The organism is Brucella sp. JSBI001 (genome assembly GCF_026014005.1).
Taxonomy (GTDB): domain Bacteria; phylum Pseudomonadota; class Alphaproteobacteria; order Rhizobiales; family Rhizobiaceae; genus Brucella; species Brucella anthropi.
The window spans coordinates 1,530,216-1,548,512 of the sequence record NZ_CP110339.1; the positions used below are offsets into that span (position 1 = coordinate 1,530,216).

The window sequence follows — 18,297 nt, forward strand, 5'->3', positions numbered from 1 at the left end:
TTTTGGAGCCGTTCTGCCCACGCAGGAAATCGCTAACATGGTTTCATTGCAGCTTTGGAAAGCTTTGGTCGGAGGGAAGCCCTTGCAAGAGAAAACAGCTCTCATCGTCGGTGTGACCGGACAGGACGGCGCTTATCTAAGCGAGCTTCTGCTCAAAAAAGGCTATCGCGTACATGGTCTGAAACGGCGGTCTTCCTCGTTCAACACTGCGCGTATCGATCATCTCTATCAGGACCCGCATGAGGAGGACATTCGCTTCCGCCTGCATTTCGGTGACCTGACCGATGCAACCAATCTGTGCCGTGTCATTCAGGAAGTGCGACCCGACGAGATTTATAATCTCGGCGCGCAAAGCCATGTTCAGGTAAGCTTTGAAACGCCTGAATATACGGCCAATGCCGATGCGCTCGGCACGCTGCGTCTGCTCGAATCCATGCGTATTCTGGGTCTCGGCAAGACATGCCGTTTCTATCAGGCTTCCACGTCGGAACTTTTCGGTAACAGCTCGCCCCAGGCACAGAACGAACAGACGCCTTTTGCCCCGCGCAGTCCTTATGCGACAGCAAAGCTCTATGCCTACTGGACGACGGTAAACTACCGCGACGCCTATGGCTTCCATGCCTCCAACGGCATTTTGTTCAATCACGAAAGCCCGCTTCGCGGCGAAACCTTCGTTACCCGCAAGATCACCCGTGCTGTCGCGGCCATTGAACGCGGCCTGCAAGACAGGCTTCGGCTCGGCAATCTCGATGCCCGTCGCGACTGGGGTCATGCGCGTGATTATGTCGAGGGCATGTGGCGTATCCTGCAGGAAGACACCGCCGACGACTACGTGCTGGCGACCGGCGAAACGCACACGGTGCGCGAGTTTGTCGAACACGCCTTCAAGGCCGTCGACAAGGAGATCGAGTGGCACGGTAACGGCGTGGAAGAAATCGGCCGCGACCGAAAATCCGGCAATGCTGATAGAGATCGATCCCCGCTATTTCCGTCCGAACGAGGTCGACTTCCTGCTCGGCGATGCATCCAAGGCGAAAAATCGCCTCGGCTGGCAGCATACAACGGGCTTCGACAATCTTGTCACCGAAATGGTCGACTGGGATTTGCGCAACATCATGCGGGAGGTTGGACGCAATGACTTCTACGGCTGACATCACCCCCGCTCCGTTTTATTCACTCGAAGGCAAGAAGGTGTTCGTTGCCGGGCATACAGGCATGGTCGGTTCGGCCATTCTGCGCCGCCTGCAAGGCACGGATTGCGACATCATCACTGCAGCGCACAGCGCACTCGATCTGACCCGGCAGGGACCGACGGAGAATTTCATCAGCGGTCGCAAGCCGGATGTCATCATCATCGCTGCCGCCCGCGTTGGGGGCATCCTTGCCAATTCGCAATATCCGGCAGATTTTCTCTATGACAATCTCGCCATCGGCATGAACCTCATCCGCGCCGCCCATCAGAACGGTGTCGAACGCCTGTTGTGGCTCGGATCAAGCTGCATCTATCCCCGCGACGCAGCGCAGCCTCTCACCGAGGATGCCCTGATGACAGGCCCGCTGGAAGAGACCAACGAAGCTTATGCCGTCGCCAAGATCGCAGGGCTTGAATATGCTCGGGCTTGCGCACGGCAATATGGCAATCACTTCATGACGGCGATGCCGACCAATCTTTACGGTCCAAACGACAATTTTGATCCCAACACCTCGCATGTCCTGCCGGCATTGATCCGCCGGATTCACGAGGCCAAGGTGCGAGGGACCGACCATGTGACGCTCTGGGGCACCGGCAAGCCCTTGCGGGAGTTCCTGCATGTGGATGATCTTGCCGATGCCTGCCTGCACATGCTGCGTTTCTACGACGGCATTGAGCCGATGAACATCGGGACGGGTGAAGAGATTTCGATCAAGGATCTGGCACTGACCGTTGCCCGCGTCGTCGGTTACGAAGGTCGCTTTGAACACGACCTCAGCAAACCGGACGGTACACCGCGCAAACTCCTCGACACGTCGCGGATGCGGGCGCTGGGCTGGAAGCCGCAAATTCGTCTGGAGGACGGCCTGCGTGAAGTCTATCGCGATTGGTTGGAGGAAGCCGCCGATCCTGTCGCCGCTTGAAGCCCCCGGAAAAGCGGGACCCGCTTTTCCGATCAAGCGCGACGTTTTCTTCGACATTGTCGATCCTGGACAAGTCTCCTCGGCATCCCTCATGCCGGGGAGACGCGCAGCGTCGTCTCGAAGCACGAAGAGACGCCGCGCCTTCCTAAGTTTCCATTGAAGTGAAACTCTCAACCTATGACGGTGAGCCGCCGACCCTGCTCATATCCAGCTCGACGCGCAGGATGTCACCCGGTTTGATTTCCGTGCTTTCGTCGGCGACGATATCCTGAAAGCTGCCATTCACGATACGACTGATCGAGAACACCAGTTTCTGGCGCAGCGTGGCTGCGGAAATATTACCGGAAGACTTGGCAATCTCGGCCATAGCCTGGAGTTGTGTATTGCTGCGGCGCTCCATGCGGGCAATGTTGAGGTCAATATCCTGCAAATTGGTAGCCGCTTCGCTTTTGCGAATTTCTTCCAGATTGGCGATGCGCTGCTCCATGGCAAGCTGGTTCTGTCTCGCCCGTGCAAGAAACGAAGCAAGCTCCAGCGCGGCTCGCCGTGTGGCCGACAGATCACGCTCCATGTCGCGCAGGTTGGATTTTGCGGCCAGGCCGCGATCCACCAGTGACTTGCTGGAATCCACATTCTCCTGCAACAGCCCGATTTCGGTGTCGTGCAGCTTGATACTCTGCTGCAGGGTCTGGATTTCATCGCCATAGCTCGCTGCTTGCGCTTCAAGCGCCCGACGCTCGGCTGCAAGATTGTTGCGGCGGACGTTGAACACTGTCTTTTCACCGTCCAGCATCTTCTGCGTCAGGGCCACGGTTTCCTTGTTCGCAGCCGCCTGATCCGGCAGAGTATAAGTAAAATCCGTGCCGTTCAGTTCCGCCTCGAAACGGGCCCGCCGAATTGCCATGGCAGTGATCTGCATCTGCAGGTCGACATATTCCTGCTGCGCGGAAATAAGCTGCATCCCGGCGGTGAGGGCTGGAGATTCCGCTTTTCCGGCTCCGCCACCCAGCGCCATGAGTTCAAGCACCACCATTCCGGGCCGGAACTGATATTTTCCCGGTGCCTTCACATCACCAACGACAAATACCGGCGCATACTGATTGATCGTTGCTGTGACCGTCAGTCCCGGAATATGCTGGGATAGCGATCCCGCGATCTTCTCGCTGATCTCATTGGTGGTCAGCCCGGTGACGGAAATATTGCCCACGACCGGATAACCGATATTGCCGTCCACATCGACCGGGTAAAGTCCGGTGAGTGACGGTTGCCCATAAACGGTTACCTGCAGCACGTCATTTGCGCCGACCCGATAGGCTTGTCCGTCCGCAAGCGCTCCAAAAGCCCCGCCGACCAGAATGAGGCCCGAAAGCATAGTGGCCCGAAGATGGGTACCAATGCGATTCTTGATGATCCTGTATGACATGGTTTGCCCTCACGCCTGTTCCTGTGCGCCATCCGCATCTGGTTTCCGGCGCCGCGCGAATATCGCGCTTATGCTCCGCCGTGCTTTCTGCAAGCCCAGTCCGCAAAGCACCACGGGGAGCACTATCCAGCTGCGATAAGACGAAGAATTATGGTTCACGACCGCCAGCGCGGGCTTGCGCCCGAACGACGCCATCGTCTGTATCAATGCATTGGTCGCAAGCTGGTCCTGTCGCTCGGACGGAACCACAAGAAGCGCCGTATCCGTCGCCCGCGACAGGAGAACCGAGCGCTTGTCTTCCATGACCGCCGGCAGATCGACAAGGATGATCTTGTGATCCGCGCGCAATTGGGCAATCAGCTCGGCCAGCCAGTCTCCGTCACGCATCTGCCTGTTCGGCTTGATGATATCGATCCCCGAACCGTGATCATGCACGAGCGTTGCACCGGAAAGCGGACGCCCTGTAGAAACAGCACCGTAATCACCATGCGGAAGCCCGAAGGCCTCCGACAGGCCCGACCGCTTGTTTGTCGCATCGATGACTGCAACCGTTAAGCCGGTCGCGGCGATCTGTTGCGCGAGCGCGGTGATCAACAGGGTCTTTCCCTCGCCATCGGACAGGGAGACGACGGACAGCGCCAAGGAATCCCGGCCGCGTGTCAGTGCCCGCAGACGATCGTGCACGGATTTGATTGCACGACCGAACGGGCTTGCCGGATCGAGACCGCGATTGACGAGAAGCGGCACAGTCAGCTGCGGCGAAACCGGCAGCAACGTCGCAGCCGGAATGCCGGGCAGCATCAGAGATGCCGTCTGTGCGGGCCTGATCTTGTCGAATGTTTCCTTCAGCATGGTGCCTGCAAGTGAAACCAGTCCGCCCAACCCCAGCCCCAGCAGCAGCCAGTTGGCGAGGTTCGGGCTGGCCTTGGCCATCGCCGGCTCCGCAGGCGAGATCATCTGTGCTTCGGGCGCGGCAATGCCGTCCTGTTCGATCAGCTGCTTGTAACGCGTGAGATAGCTTTCATAGACCGTGCGGCTGGCATTGGCCTCGCGGTCCAGCTGCCCGGCCCTGACTTGCGCCTGATTGGCTTCGGCAAGATCGGCTTCCGCATCTTTCAATGCGCCTTCCAGTCCGCTGCGCCGCTGACGCGCAATCTGGATTTCATTGCCAAGGCTCTTGATGATTTCGCCGACCTGGCTCGAAATCTGCTGCTTCAACGCTTCCTGTTCCGCCTTCAGCACAGGAATTTCAGCGCTCTTCAACGCGCCATTCGACTGCAATTCGCCAAGCTGGCGTTCGACGCGTGCTGCCTCATTGCGCAAGGTCTGGATCGCAGGCGAAGCCAGAACCTCGGCCAGTGCAGGCGCTTCATTGTTGTTCTTCAGCTCTGATGCCGTGCGCAGTCGCGCTTCGGCGAGCGAGACTGCTCCCGTTGCGGCGACAATTTCATTGTTCAGAGCCGCGACGCGCTGGGCCTGAAAGCTGATCTGTCCCTGATCGCCCGCAAGCCGCGACTTCTGGCGGAACTCTTCCGCAGCACTTTCGGCACTTTCAAGATCGCTGCGCAACGTACCAAGCTTTTCGCCGAGCCATTCGCTGATACGCCGCGTGGCCGATTGTTGCACGTCGATCTGATGATTGAGATAGGCCGTGGCAAAGGCATTGGCGACCTGGGCCGCATAAACCCGATCGGAAGCGCGATAAGAAATGAAGATCGTATAGGAACGGCCATCATTTGTGACCCGCAACCGCGAAAGAAGAAGGTCGATCTGCTGGCGTTCCCGCATGGCCGGATCGACATCGCGTGCGCTCTTCGCCTGCGATCCTGTATTCGAAGCAGACGACAACACCGTGCGCGAACGGAATTCCGTCGGCACGACAATGTTCTCCGCTTGCAGAATGTCGATGACCTTGCGCGCCATCATACGCGAATTGATGATATCGAGTTCGGAACGCAGAACCGGACTGTCCTGCGGCAGTGGCGTGATCGCGCTTTCATTGGGAAGCGCCTGCAATCGCCGCATATCCAGCACCAGCACAGACTCCGACACATAACTGACTGGTGCTGTAAGATACCCTGCGAAGCCGACACCGATGCCTGCAAGCACCGGTACGATCAGCATCATCCTTCTACGTTTTATAGTGTCGAGCAGGTCAGCCACCGGCTGCCGCCCGTTTCCTGCTGAAACGTCGGAGATAATCACCAAAAGTCTCCTTCACGGAACAATTCTATCCGTCGGCCGGGCGGCTTCGCTGCCGCCAGTTGCGCCCTACTGCAAGTCAGAGAACGATGTTTCCGACGGGAACAGCTCGTTGATGATGCAAGCCACTTCGGTACGGTTGGACGCCTTCAGCTTCTTCATGATGTTGCGGATATGAACCTTGACCGTGCTTTCCCGCAGCTTCAGCTCATAGGCGATGATCTTGTTCGCCTTGCCGCGGCGCAGCGCATTGACCACTTCGGCCTGACGCTGGGTAAACATTCCGCCGAGAGGTTGCAGCCGCTGTGAGTTCGGATCGGTGGCGTGACGCAGAGCGAGCACACTGCTGGCTGGAACAAAGGTTCCGCCCGCCATGGCAAGCCGCAATGCTTCAACGCAGACATTCACATTCACCGATGTTGGAATATACCCCTTCACGCCATGGTCGAGCGCTTTGAGAACCTGCGAGATTTCTTCCTTGTCGGCCAGAAGAATGACCGGTGCCGGAGCGCAGTCAGTAACAATGCGATTGAGATAATTTCCGACAGCCGGGTCCGAAACCTTCTGGCCACCGATGTTGAAGAGCACTGCACCTGCGGTGCGGCCCTTGCGCTGATGTTGCCACTGCTCGAACGAGCTGAATGTGGCGATCGACATTTCGATGCTGTGGTTTGTCAATCCATGTGCGAGGCATTCGCGATCCAACGCACGGTTGTCTATGATGACCAGTAGCGGCAACATGCTGTCGTTAGGCTGTTCAGGTTTAAAAGAACTATCTTTTGACGCCCCAAAGCCATTATTCTTTAATTCACTCGTCCTGCTACTGAATTGTGGAGAAATGTTCATCTGTTCGCCCTCTAATCCGACTTATGCGCACGACCCCATTGTTTGCACATCACAATCACGGAAGCGCATCGGTTACCTGTTATATTTTTCTTCTTGAGATCTAGACAAAACCCCGGAAGCAATTCTTGTTTTTGTTCTTATTTTGATGAAAAGACTGCCTGAAAATTCTTTGAGTGTCATTAACCTAGATTAAGGGTTTCGGCAAAATATGGTTTAGACAAAGCGCGGATATATACCCAATTAGTGGTAGAAATTACTACCTTGCCAAAACAAATGGCCTCGCTGAAACTCTTTAGATACCTGGCCTCCTTGGAAGAGCCGGGGGAAACGAACCGTGGGGGGCGCTCGACTTAAAACTTATATGCACTCACGCTGGGCGAAACGGCAGGTAGGCTCTATGGTGGTAAATGCCGACGAAGCAAAAACGCTGCGCCATTTTCTGGAAAGCGCGCCTATCAGTGCGGTTTTCAATGAAAGTGACCTGAGCGTTCTTAGCGCCCTGCCTATATCCTCAAAAAACTATGCCCCGCACACCGTGGTGAGCAGCCAGGGAGACTGGGCCAATTCGGTTCACATAATAAAGAGTGGTTGGGGCTGCATCTATCGCGATCTTCCCGATGGCGACCGCCAGATTCTGGACTTTCCCATGAAAGGTGATTTTCTGGGTTTCCGAACCGGGCTCGGCTTCAACTATTATACCCTGATTTCGGTTACCGAGCTTTCTGTCCTCGAAATCTCCCTGGATCATCTCACCGAAAGCCTTCTCAACTCCCCTCGCCTTGCCATGACATTCATGGAACTGATGGCGCGTCAGCGTGCCATTCTGATTGAGCATCTCATCAGCATAGGCCGCCGAAGTGCACTTGTGCGTATCGCACATCTCCTGCTCGAACTGGGGCACAGGGCGCGGATCAACGGAACGGGCGATGAAAACAGCTTTTTCTGTCCGCTGACACAAAGCGAGCTGGCCGATGCGCTGGGGCTTACGCCGATCCATATCAACCGGATGCTGCGTGAACTTCGTGAGGACGATCTTCTCGTCTTCCGCAACAATGAGGTCGAATTTCTGAACCGGTCAGCTCTCGTCCATATTTCAAGCTTCGATGAGCACTATCTGACCATGGAAATTTTCCCGCGCGTAAGGATCAGCCGGTGAGCGACACGCAAAATCACGGATTATTCCAGCAGGAAACTATCCGTTGATAAGTCATCAAAACTCGCATACTAAAAATATTATTCATATAAAAATTATACCTCAACTTACACATAGAACCAAAGATTAAAGCAGCTGTCATCGCACCGGATATATCGGTAAAGCCTCAAATACGTCGCCACATATTCATATATGCGCTATGTATTTATCAGAGAATTGTGACTAGTTTCCGCTTCACCATCGTGCCCGGAGGGGCAGCATTGAGGAGGAGGCTCAACGATGCAAGACAATCTCGTCGATTCCGCCGTTGGCAAGGCGACAAAGCGACTTCTGCCATTTCTGGCAATCATGCTGATCCTGGCCTTTCTGGACCGCGCCAATATCGGTTTCGCCAAGTCCGAGTTTCAGGCTGACACGGGCTTAAGTGATGCTGCCTATGCATTCGGAGCCGGCATATTCTTTATCGGATATGCGCTTTTTGAAGTTCCCAGCAACATCATCATGCACAAGGTCGGCGCACGCCTCTGGCTGAGCCGGATCATGATTTCGTGGGGTATCGTCTCCGCCGCCATGATGTTCGCTCATACGGAAGGCGTCTTCTACACGCTGCGTTTTCTGCTCGGCGTTTGCGAGGCCGGTTTCTATCCGGGCGTCCTACTTTATCTGACCTATTGGTTCCCCGCGAAGCAGCGCGCACGCGCGACCGGTATCTTCTATCTTGGCGTTCCGCTGGCGCTCGTCCTGGGAAGCCCGCTTTCCGGCTGGTTGCTGACCCATCACGGTATTTTTGGCCTCACCAACTGGCAATGGATGTTCGTGGTCGAAGGGCTCGGCGCATCACTGGTCGGGATCATCGCCCTTTTCTACCTGACGGATCGCCCCGAAAAAGCGCGCTGGCTCTCGGTCGAGGAGCGCGATGCCCTCACACGGGTTATCGCCGCGGAAGAAGCCGCAAAAGAAACACAGGCCCAGCATTCAGCCATGTCGGTACTGAAAGACCGCCGCGTCTGGGCTTTCATTGGCATCTACTTCTTTCTGCAGATCGGCACCGCGCCTTTGACCTTCTATTTCCCATCGCGCTTCGCACAGGCAGCATCGAATGGGCAGATGAATCTTCTTATCGGCTCGCTTCTCGCCCTTCCCTGGCTGTGCTCGGTCATCGCAACCCGTTATTTCACGGTTCTGGCCGACCAGACCAACCAGCATCGGCTTGTCTGCATGGGCATGGTCATCGCTGGAACAGTGGCGCTCGCCGTCATCGGGCTCACCGGCAACCCATGGCTGATGCTTCTTGCGGCCTGCATTGCCGTGCCGGGCCTCACAGCTTCGCAACCTGTATTCTGGAGCCTGCCTACCCGTTATCTGGGCGGGATCGGCGCGGCCAGCGGCATCGCTTTCATTGTTTCCATCGGTAATCTCGGTGCATTCTTCGCGCCGCAAATCAAGAATTGGGCCGATGTCGCAGTGGGCAATCATGATGCTGGTTTCTACACGCTTGCGGCCCTTTGCGGCATCGCTGTTCTGCTTCTCGCAGGTGCCCGCAAGGCCGCTCCTGCAGAGCGAGTGGTCACTGCCAAATAAGGTTCATCTTCGCGAAATTATTGAAACAGAACCCTCGCTCCGGCGGGGGTTTTTCTGTTCCAAATATGTGAAGTCACTCTATATTCAGCGATCGAAATCAACCTTCGAAAGGACTGCACAATGAGGATAAGCGCCCGCAATCGACTAAAGGGAACAATCGTCGAAGTCACCAAAGGGGCAACCACATCCCATGTCCGGATCGATATCGGCAATGGTGTGATCGTTACCTCCTCCATCACCAATGAGGCTGTCGACGAGCTTGGCCTGAAAGCTGGCGGCGGCGCTTATGCCGTGGTGAAGGCATCCGACGTGATGATCGCAGTTGACTGAACTCTGCAATTGAAGCGTTTGTTGCGTGTGAAGAAAATCTTCTTCGCACGCAACCTCCCTTCTTCAACAGTTCGTCACTTGCGACGGGCTGGAATAGTTACTCCCTTCGTCCTAGATTCAGGGCACATATCAAGGGAGCGCATATCATGACCTACAGCAAGAACCCCGAAGCGATTGCGAAGCTCACGCCCGAGCAATATCGCGTCACGCAGGAAAGCGGCACCGAGCGCCCCGGGACCGGTGAATATCTCTACAACAAAGAGCCGGGAATTTACGTCGATATCGTTTCGGGCGAGCCGCTCTTCGCCTCAGCCGACAAATATGAGTCCCATTGCGGATGGCCCAGCTTCACCAAGCCGATCGAACCCGCCAATGTTGCCGAACTGAACGATATCTCGCATGGCATGGTACGGACCGAAGTGCGCTCGGCACATGGCGACAGTCATCTGGGCCATGTCTTCCCGGATGGGCCGGTTGATCGCGGCGGCCTTCGCTATTGCATCAATTCGGCCTCACTCCGTTTCGTTCCAAAAGACCGAATGGAAGCGGAGGGATATGGTCAGTATCTCGATCAGGTCGAAGATATCGGTTGATTTCTATGTCAGGCCCGGACCCGTTTCGGGCCTGAATGCTCTCCAAAGATAGAGGCGACCTTGCCAGACGAAACAAAGAATTCCGTTCGGATTTTAAACCCTGACAATGTCGCACCGCCTATAGCGGCCTATTCACATCTGGCAGTCATTCCGTCCGGCACGGAACTTCTGGTTATTGCAGGCCAGGTCGGCATGGACTTGAGCCGTACAGTTCCCGAAGAGCCGGAAAAGCAATATGAGCTGGCTCTGCGCAACATTGTCGGCATCCTCGACAGTCAGGGCCTCACACCGGCCAGTCTGGTGAAGCTGAACATCTTCCTCGTGGACCGGCTCGACCCGGAACGCGCCAAAAAAATCCGCGCTGAGTTGCTGGGTGACAGCCTTCCACCGACCACGCTCGTTTATGTCGCCGGACTGGCACGGCCCGAGCTGAAGGTCGAAATCGAGGGCATGGCCGCGCGAAGTATTTGAAATAAAATGCCTGCGATATGGAAATAATTTGCATACAAATTAATTGATCCACAGGCATTACATCAGGCCATGAAGTAAGACTTCTTTCTGTCGCAATGATCACTAATCTGATCCAGCGCACCGCTTCGGCGGAATCAGGCAAATGCGCAGCCTCGGTATGATTATGCTATCACCACACATACCGAGGCTTTCCGGGGCTTTTGGCCGTTTCATGTCCATTACGCCGCCCCATTCCAGATAATTCTACACTCTGATAGGTAAATCAACTGGCACAATGGTTGCAGCCACAGCATGATTTCCATTGCAAATAGCGAAAAACTATATTCAATATACTGTCTTACTATTAAAGGACGACCGATTTCGATAACGCAACATTTTGGGAGGCAGCTTGGACAGCGCAGTTGGGGCCTACCGGATTTATTCTGAAAAGGAGTGCTCGGACGCACCTGCACTCGACTGGCCCTATGTTTGCGCACTGCACCTGCTCCGAGAGCCCTTCGAGAACGCGATTTCGGAGTTTCTCGCCTTCGTGGGCAATGCATCGCGGGCTGATCGCGCCTGGATGATTGAGTATTCGCCTGATCTGCTGCGGTTTTGTAACACGCATGAATGGTGTAAAGGCGATACAACCGCCTATATTTCCGAACTTCAGGAAACCCCAACCACGCTGATTGGCTGGCTGCACCGCTATCTGAGCGAGGGACAGGCCGTCGCCGTCCACGATGTCAGGGGGCTGCCGCGCACCGCGCGCGCCATTCAGGCTGAATTCCTGCGTCAGGGCAATCAAAGCATACTCAGCATACCGGTTTTTCATCAGCGTCGGCTGCGAGGGATCGTCGGTTTCGATACGACCGTGGAAGCCAGACACTGGTCGCGCGCAGAAATCAAAGCCATGTTCCAATGTGCGTGCCTGATCGCACAGGCGAAATATTCGACCTCCGATGAGGAAGCGGTGTCAGACGAAGAGCCTGACCCGACATCAGTAATCTATGTCAGCAAACGCGGGGTAATGCGCGGAGTGTCCCCGGAGGAAATCATCGGGGTGCGCTCGGCTGGCAATTACAGCGAGATATGGCTTGGCGATGGTTCCTCCGTTCTTGATTCCAGACCGCTTGGCATATGGGCAGGCATTCTTCCCGCTAGCGTCTTCTTTCGCATTCACCGCACGACGTTCATAAACGTGCTGCATGTATCGGACTTGGACAGAAGTACCATCGACAAATGGCTGGTCAGGATGCGCGGCATCGATCAGTCGTGGCCAGTCTCGCGATCCTATCGAAAAGCGTTGCGGGAGCGTCTGGGCTTCTAGCCTTTGTTTCGCCTTGTTTTCGTCCGCCCGTCGCCACAAAATTTGATGCAAAATAAGCAGGTTTTGCTCCAAGAAATGCCGCTTCAGCGCCGAACGGACACAAATCCCGAACTTGCCTTAATTTGAAATCGGCGCTTGGTGCATAATCCGATCGAAGTGAAAAGAGGATCGGTAAGATTATGCTTTGGGAAGAAAAGTTTAGAGCACCGATCTGATTGAATCAGATCGGTGCTCTAAGACAGGTCCAGATGTGCCTTTAGCGGCATGTCGTCATGAACCGGAACAGTCTGCCTTTCGATCATGCGATGGACGAGCGGCGGCTTGTCCCCCTTGTGCAAAGAAAGGAGCCGTTCCGACACTTCGGCATCGGCCTGGGTGCGACGCTGGTTATGGCGGACATACTCGACCCAGGTTGGCACGTGATAACTTTCCGTCCAGGTTTCCGGGTTCTCCAGATCACGCAGCAGCACCCATTGCCGGGCACCGTCGCGGATGCGCATACGGCGGCGCAAAGCCATGGCGGAAAGGAAGGCTGGAACATCTTCCTGTGCGATCTTATAGTCGACCATGATCATGATTGGACCGCTGCGCGAACGCAAATCCAGCCGAAGCTGCGGCTCGCTGAAACGGTTGAGCGGATCGAGATTGAGGTCTTCAAATTCAGGCTGCGGCAGGAGCAGACCGATCAGCGCGCCGAACATCAGCACCACGGCAGCAGCCAGAAGCGCGCCTGGCACGCCATATTCATCTGCGACAGAGCCCCAGAGCCAGCTACCTGCCGCCATCCCGCCGAAAGTCGCCGTCTGATAGAGCGCCAGAGCACGCCCCACCACCCAGCGCGGCGTGGAAAGCTGCACAGTAACGTTGAACAGCGACAGCGCCAGAACCCACGAAACACCCGCAGGCAGCAGGAAAATGCAGCTCAGCCACATATTCCGGCTGATCGACAGCAAGGCACAACTGATCGCAAAGGCCACAAAAGCGCCGCGCACCAACCATTCATTGCCGAGAAGTTCGCGAAGCCGGGCACTGAGCAAGGCGCCGCCAATGGCGCCAAGCCCGAAAAAGCCCAGCATGATACCGTAGGTGAGCGCTGTTCCGTGGACGAGATCGCGCGCGACGAGCGGCAAAAGCGCCAGAATGACAATCGCGGACAGGCCGAACAGAAACCCCCGGAACATCACCTTGAGAAGGTTCGGCGACATGGCGACATAACGCAGCCCTGCCACCATGGCCGGTCCCAGCGTTTCGCGCGGCAGGGTGGATTTGACCGTTTCCGGCTTCCACTGCCATAGCGCCAGAATAAGCGCACAATAGCTGAACGCATTGAAAATGAAGGCAAAAGCAGCACCCGCTGCCGCAACGATGATACCGCCGATGGCAGGACCAATGCTTCGCATGAGATTGAAGCTCATGCTGTTGAGCGCTACAGCTGCGGGCAGATTGGTGCGGGGCACGATGTCCCCCATCGACGCCTGCCATGACGGGTTGTGCAAGGCCCCGCCGCAGCCGATCAGGAATGTGAAGCTGAGCAGCATCCATGGTGTGAGAATGCCAAGATAGGCAAAAACCGCCAGTGCAACCGAAACAATCAGTAGTAAAACCTGCGCGGTGAGCATGATGCGGCGGCGGTCGAAATTATCGGCCAAGGCGCCTGCAGCAACTGAAAAGATCATCACGGGCAGAGTTGTCGAAGCCTGCACCAGTGCAACCATATCGTCCGAATGGGCGATGGTTGCCATCATCCAGCCAGCACCGACCGTCTGCACCAGACCGCCGAGGTTGGAAACCAATGTAGCTGACCAGAGCGCCCGAAATGTTTTGTATTGGAAAGGCGCCAGGGGGGAAATTCTCTGCGGCACCGGACGACCTCCCGTTCCATCTGCCTAATAGAGCGGATACGTGAATCTCTCCCAAGGGACAAGGGGTTAAAACCAAAACCGGCGCAGAACTTCTCCTCCAGTGAGACTTCCAAACGGTTTTTCTCCCCCGATTGACTCCACCTTTCAATTAGGTAGACTGGTCTACCTAATTATTCGGATGAAATATGATGGACGATCCCGCGACACCTAGTTCAAAACCGGCACGCGAGCGGCTTCTGCAAGCGGCAGCGGAACTGTTTTACGATGCAGGTATTTCGGCGACCGGGATCGACGCGATCATCCAGCGTGCGGGCGTGGCAAAGCAGAGCCTCTACAACAACTTCGCATCCAAGGCGGAGCTGGTGGCCACCTATCTGGAGCATCGCCATGCCGAATGGTTGGGCCTCTATGACAATCGCCTGGAAAAGGCAGCAAGCCCGATGGATGGGATACTGGCCATATTCGACGCTTACCGCGATCACGCGGAATTTGCCTACGAACACGGGTTTCGCGGCTGCGGGCTGCTGAATGCGGCAGCAGAACTGCCCGCTGGCGATCCGGGCCGCAAGGCGGTGAGAAAACACAAGGAAGAAGTCGAAGGCCTGCTTGTGACACATCTCACCGGCTTGATCCCGGACGATCCGCCCCGGGTCCGCCAGCTCGCCGTGCAGCTCTCCTTCATTCTCGAAGGAGCAATCATGCGGGCTGGCCTTGAAGGCAATAGTGCGCGTCTTGGCGAGGCCAAGGCCATGGTCACGACAATTTTGAAACCAGTGTAAAATGCAATCATCAAAAAACTATCTTCTGGGAGTGACCGCCATCATCGTCGCTTCCACCATCTGGGGCACGACAGGCACCGCAGCAACCTTTGCGCCCGAGGTTGGCGCGGCGGCGATCGGCGCCGCGGCCATGGGACTTGGCGGACTGGCGCAGGCAGCAATCGCCTGGCGCGGACTGATCGCTTCACGAAAGGCGCTGGCCGATCAATGGCGCGTCCTGTTAGTGGGAGCCGTCTGCGTCGCGATCTATCCCCTCGCTTTCTATGGCTCCATGCGGATGGCTGGCGTGACCATCGGAACAGTCATTTCGCTCGGTTCCGCCCCGCTTCTTTCGGCAGGGATTGAGTATCGGCAAAGCGGCTTTCGCCCTTCGCTGCGCTGGCTGGCAGGTGCGATCATCGGCATTGTCGGCATGGTCCTGCTCAGCATGTCGGAGGACGGCGGCGGCCATGCCGCGTCTACAGAAGGCTCCACACTCATGGGAGCCTTGGTCGGATTGGTGGCGGGCTTCACCTATGCGCTTTATTCCTCATGCGCGCGCCAGCTGATGCAGGGCGGCATATCATCGACAACCGCCATGGGCGCGACTTTCGGTATAGGCGGTCTTTTGTTGATGCCGGTTCTGCTCGCAACCGGCGGACCGTTCCTCGCCTCGTGGAACAATGCAGCTGTCGGCCTATACATGGCCTTCGTGCCGATGTTCCTCGGCTATGTCTGCTTCGGTTACGGGTTGAGCCGCGTTGAAACCAGTGTGGCGACGACGATCACACTTTTTGAACCGGTTGTCGCCGCGTTCTTCGCAGTGGTGATTGTCGGCGAACGCCTTTCCGCCCTCGGCTGGTTTGGTGTTCTTCTGGTTGTCATCTGCCTTGTCTGCATCACCATACCGACCCGCAGCCAGAAAGCCCCGCTGGAAGTGCCCGAGCCATCAACCTGACGCGCATCTTAGTCCGAAAACCGTTTCACACTTTTCGGGATGCGCTTTTTAACCAGGCTTTGACTGCGTCGACCGATTCCGGATGACGCGGTTTTCGCAGGGAAACCGCATAGAAATCCGCGCCCACCCGCAGCTCGGTGGCCATTGGCTGGACGAGGCTGCCCGCTGCAACTTCCTTTTCCACGAAGAAGCGGCTTGCCAGCGCCAGCCCCTGCCCGGCAATCGCCGCATCGATGGCAAGTGACGTCTGGTTAAAGCGGATATTCTTCGGCGATGTCGACACGCCGTCCGGAAAAGCCTTTTCCAGATATTGCGGCCAGAAATTATGTGCGTCGTGCAGCAGCGGATAGCGTTCCAGGTTTTCCGGCAGCCCCGGATCATCAAGCCTTTCGACCAGCACCGGGCTTGCCACGGCGACAATCACGTGCTCGAAAAGCAGCTCCGCGTTCAGTCCCGGACCGAAAGGCGGCTCGCCGTAGCGTACCGCCAGATCGACGGCATCGGTCTGGAAATTGGCGACCTTGTCGCTGGCGACAATGCGCAATTCTATATCGGGATGTGTGTGCGTAAATTCCGCCAATCGCGGGATCAGCCACTTCGACGCGAAGGTCGGCGTCACGCTGATGGTCAGGTGCTGCGGCTCGGGTCGCAGCATTTCGGTCGCCTCCGAAAGCAGGTCGAAAGCCCGTCGCACATTGGCAATATATGCACGAGCCGGTTCGGTCATGACCAGCGTGCGGGGTTGGCGTTCAAAGAGTTTCAGTCCAAGCTCTGCCTCAAGCCCGCGTATCTGCTGGGCCACTGCTGCCTGTGTCACGCCAAGTTCTTCCGCTGCCAGCCGGAAATTCAGATGTCGCGTGACGACTTCAAACACACGCAGACCATTGAGCGAGGGAAGCCTTTTCATGAGTTAAACTCGATAGAATTTCTATTGATTAACGTTACGCGTTTTCGTTCGTCACGATAATGGCTCTCCGCTATAACGTCAAATAATGGTTGTCGACAGTTGCGACCTAGTGCAACATTTCGGAAAAAGGAACGCATCATGACAGTAGAAAAAGTAGCGATTGTAACGGCGGGCGGAAGCGGCATGGGTGCAGCCGCCGCGCGCAGGCTTGCGCAGGACGGTTTCAAGGTTGCAATCCTCTCATCCTCCGGCAAGGGCGAAGCGCTGGCACAGGAGCTGGGTGGCCTCGGCGTCACCGGCTCGAACCAGTCGAATGATGATCTGAAGCGCCTCGTAGACCTTGTTCTGGAAAAATGGGGCCGTATCGACGTGCTGGTAAACAGCGCAGGTCATGGCCCGCGTGCGCCGATCCTCGAAATTACCGATGAAGACTGGCACAAGGGAATGGACACTTATTTCCTGAATGCAGTTCGCCCGTCGCGTCTCGTCGTGCCGACGATGCAGAAGCAGAAGTCTGGTGTCATCATCAATATCTCGACCGCATGGGCATTCGAGCCGAGCGCCATGTTCCCAACCTCGGCGGTTTTCCGCGCAGGGCTCGCCTCTTTCACCAAGATTTTCGCCGACACCTATGCTGCCGACAATATTCGCATGAACAATGTTCTTCCGGGCTGGATCGACAGCCTGCCGAAGACGGAAGAGCGCCGGGCAAGCGTTCCATTGCAGCGCTATGGCAAGAGCGAGGAAATCGCGGCGACGATCGCCTTCCTCGCATCGGATGGCGCCGCCTACATCACCGGCCAGAACCTGCGTGTGGATGGCGGGTTGACGCGGGCTGTTTAAACTACGACTCGACGGTGAGCCGCCGCATGGCGGCTGCCGTTTCCTCATTGGCGGGGAAGAAGGTCTCGATGACCACTTCCGACAGCGTGATATCGACGGCGGTGCCGAATACCGTCGTCGCGCTCAAAAACTCCAGCGGGCCTTCACGGCTGTCGATCCTGAGCGGAATGGCCACCGGATTATCAGTGACAGTTCCCCCACCCGAAGACACCGCGCGCGCGGGGACCGGATAGGATTTCAGTTCATCGAGAAGTGCTGCCAGTCGCGGATCGGCTGAATTGTCCGCATCGCGAGCAAGGCGCGCAAGAATATGGCTGCGCCACTGCCGAAAATTCTGGATGCGCGGGGCCAGTCCTTCCGGGTGCAGGCTGAGGCGAAGCGCATTCACCTCCCCCTGCAGAAGATGTTCCGCCACACCCTCCGTGAGAACACCTACCGCCTTGTTAGCCAGAAGCAGGGTCCAATGCCTGTCGATTGCAAGGGCGGGATGCGGGTTGTGTCCGTGCAGCAGGGCTTCAATCACGCGTCGCGCGGCGGCAAATTCCGGCGCTTCCAACCCTCGCTCGCTGTGAACGGGCGCATATCCGGCGGCAACCAGTATCCGGTTGCGCGCCCGCAGCGGCACGTCCAGATGTTCGACCAGACGCAGAACCATGTCGCGGCTCGGCACCGAGCGCCCTGATTCAAGAAAACTCAGATGACGCTGCGAAATCTCGGCCTCGACCGCCAAGGATAGCTGGCTGAAGCGGCGGCGCTGCCGCCATTCCCGGAGAAGCGAGCCGACTGTCTGTTGTGTTTCGGTCATAGGCTTGTCCGATCCCTTCAACGATTTGACTGCCCATCATGGCTGGCAGGTGCATTCTGGAATGCGTCGCAAAATTCATAGCAACAATTACCTCTCACGTAATCGACCCCAGAACGCAACAGGGCAAATATGCAGCCAGCC

At 56.7% G+C, this 18,297-nt stretch carries 16 protein-coding genes and 1 pseudogene; 11 read left to right on the forward strand and 6 right to left on the reverse strand.

Translation table 11 applies throughout. The annotated features are described in order from the left end of the window. Positions 1–82: 82 nt before the first annotated feature. Positions 83–1,151: pseudogene (gene gmd / locus LJ361_RS07335) on the forward strand (GDP-mannose 4,6-dehydratase). Continuing rightward, entirely contained in the window at positions 1,135–2,115 is a 981-nt protein-coding gene (locus tag LJ361_RS07340; protein WP_264813132.1) for a GDP-L-fucose synthase family protein, read from the forward strand. Before gmd ends, LJ361_RS07340 begins: the two are co-directional and overlap by 17 nt. Before the next feature lie 175 nt (positions 2,116–2,290). Here LJ361_RS07340 and LJ361_RS07345 read toward each other — a convergent pair whose 3' ends face one another. From LJ361_RS07345 to LJ361_RS07355, 3 genes are all read right to left on the reverse strand, one after another. Next, a complete protein-coding gene (locus LJ361_RS07345; RefSeq protein ID WP_036586526.1) occupies positions 2,291–3,538 on the reverse strand; it encodes a polysaccharide biosynthesis/export family protein in 1,248 nt (415 codons plus the stop codon). 9 nt (positions 3,539–3,547) lie between these two features. Then, positions 3,548–5,743 carry a GumC family protein gene (locus tag LJ361_RS07350; protein WP_264813134.1) on the reverse strand — a complete coding sequence of 732 codons (2,196 nt, stop codon included), beginning with the start codon at positions 5,741–5,743 and terminating at the stop codon, positions 3,548–3,550. A 66-nt stretch (positions 5,744–5,809) separates the two neighbouring features. Continuing rightward, positions 5,810–6,586 (reverse strand): response regulator transcription factor, encoded by a 777-nt coding sequence (locus tag LJ361_RS07355; RefSeq protein ID WP_012092799.1) that lies wholly within the window; start codon positions 6,584–6,586, stop codon positions 5,810–5,812. A gap of 397 nt (positions 6,587–6,983) precedes the next feature. Here LJ361_RS07355 and LJ361_RS07360 point away from each other — a divergent pair, with 397 nt between their 5' ends. From LJ361_RS07360 to LJ361_RS07385, 6 genes are all read left to right on the forward strand, one after another. Next, on the forward strand, positions 6,984–7,742 hold the full coding sequence (locus LJ361_RS07360) for a Crp/Fnr family transcriptional regulator (RefSeq protein WP_010658565.1): 759 nt from the start codon (positions 6,984–6,986) through the stop codon (positions 7,740–7,742). Between the two features lie 276 nt (positions 7,743–8,018). Then, complete coding sequence (locus tag LJ361_RS07365) at positions 8,019–9,320, forward strand: MFS transporter (protein ID WP_029927720.1); 1,302 nt, start codon at positions 8,019–8,021, stop codon at positions 9,318–9,320. Positions 9,321–9,440: 120 nt separating this feature from the next. After that, positions 9,441–9,650, forward strand: coding sequence for a TOBE domain-containing protein (locus LJ361_RS07370; RefSeq protein WP_029927722.1), 210 nt, complete (start codon positions 9,441–9,443; stop codon positions 9,648–9,650). Positions 9,651–9,796: 146 nt separating this feature from the next. Continuing rightward, complete coding sequence (msrB, locus tag LJ361_RS07375; protein WP_010658562.1) at positions 9,797–10,243, forward strand: peptide-methionine (R)-S-oxide reductase MsrB; 447 nt, start codon at positions 9,797–9,799, stop codon at positions 10,241–10,243. Between the two features lie 60 nt (positions 10,244–10,303). Next, positions 10,304–10,714, forward strand: coding sequence for a RidA family protein (locus tag LJ361_RS07380; RefSeq protein WP_010658561.1), 411 nt, complete (start codon positions 10,304–10,306; stop codon positions 10,712–10,714). A gap of 388 nt (positions 10,715–11,102) precedes the next feature. Further along, positions 11,103–12,023: a LytTR family transcriptional regulator DNA-binding domain-containing protein gene (locus tag LJ361_RS07385; RefSeq protein WP_029927724.1), complete on the forward strand. Its 921-nt coding sequence runs from the start codon at positions 11,103–11,105 to the stop codon at positions 12,021–12,023. A 233-nt stretch (positions 12,024–12,256) separates the two neighbouring features. On the opposite strand, the gene LJ361_RS07390 is transcribed toward LJ361_RS07385, so the two are convergent. Beyond that, the gene (locus LJ361_RS07390) at positions 12,257–13,885 is read right to left on the reverse strand and encodes an MFS transporter (RefSeq protein ID WP_010658559.1); all 1,629 of its coding nucleotides are present in this window, start codon (positions 13,883–13,885) and stop codon (positions 12,257–12,259) included. Between the two features lie 188 nt (positions 13,886–14,073). On the opposite strand from LJ361_RS07390, the gene LJ361_RS07395 reads away from it, so the two are divergent. Both LJ361_RS07395 and LJ361_RS07400 read left to right on the forward strand, forming a co-directional pair. Continuing rightward, positions 14,074–14,664, forward strand: a complete 591-nt coding sequence (locus tag LJ361_RS07395) for a TetR/AcrR family transcriptional regulator (RefSeq protein WP_029927726.1) — start codon at positions 14,074–14,076, stop codon at positions 14,662–14,664. A 1-nt stretch (position 14,665) separates the two neighbouring features. Then, entirely contained in the window at positions 14,666–15,601 is a 936-nt protein-coding gene (locus LJ361_RS07400) for a DMT family transporter (RefSeq protein ID WP_029927728.1), read from the forward strand. A gap of 25 nt (positions 15,602–15,626) precedes the next feature. Here the strand turns inward: LJ361_RS07400 and LJ361_RS07405 are convergent, their stop codons facing one another. Beyond that, positions 15,627–16,508 carry a LysR substrate-binding domain-containing protein gene (locus LJ361_RS07405; RefSeq protein WP_029927730.1) on the reverse strand — a complete coding sequence of 294 codons (882 nt, stop codon included), beginning with the start codon at positions 16,506–16,508 and terminating at the stop codon, positions 15,627–15,629. A gap of 138 nt (positions 16,509–16,646) precedes the next feature. On the opposite strand from LJ361_RS07405, the gene LJ361_RS07410 reads away from it, so the two are divergent. Next, on the forward strand, positions 16,647–17,351 hold the full coding sequence (locus tag LJ361_RS07410; protein WP_012092789.1) for an SDR family oxidoreductase: 705 nt from the start codon (positions 16,647–16,649) through the stop codon (positions 17,349–17,351). Position 17,352: 1 nt separating this feature from the next. On the opposite strand, the gene LJ361_RS07415 is transcribed toward LJ361_RS07410, so the two are convergent. Next, positions 17,353–18,156, reverse strand: a complete 804-nt coding sequence (locus tag LJ361_RS07415; RefSeq protein WP_036586530.1) for a helix-turn-helix domain-containing protein — start codon at positions 18,154–18,156, stop codon at positions 17,353–17,355. Between the last annotated feature and the right edge of the window lie 141 nt (positions 18,157–18,297).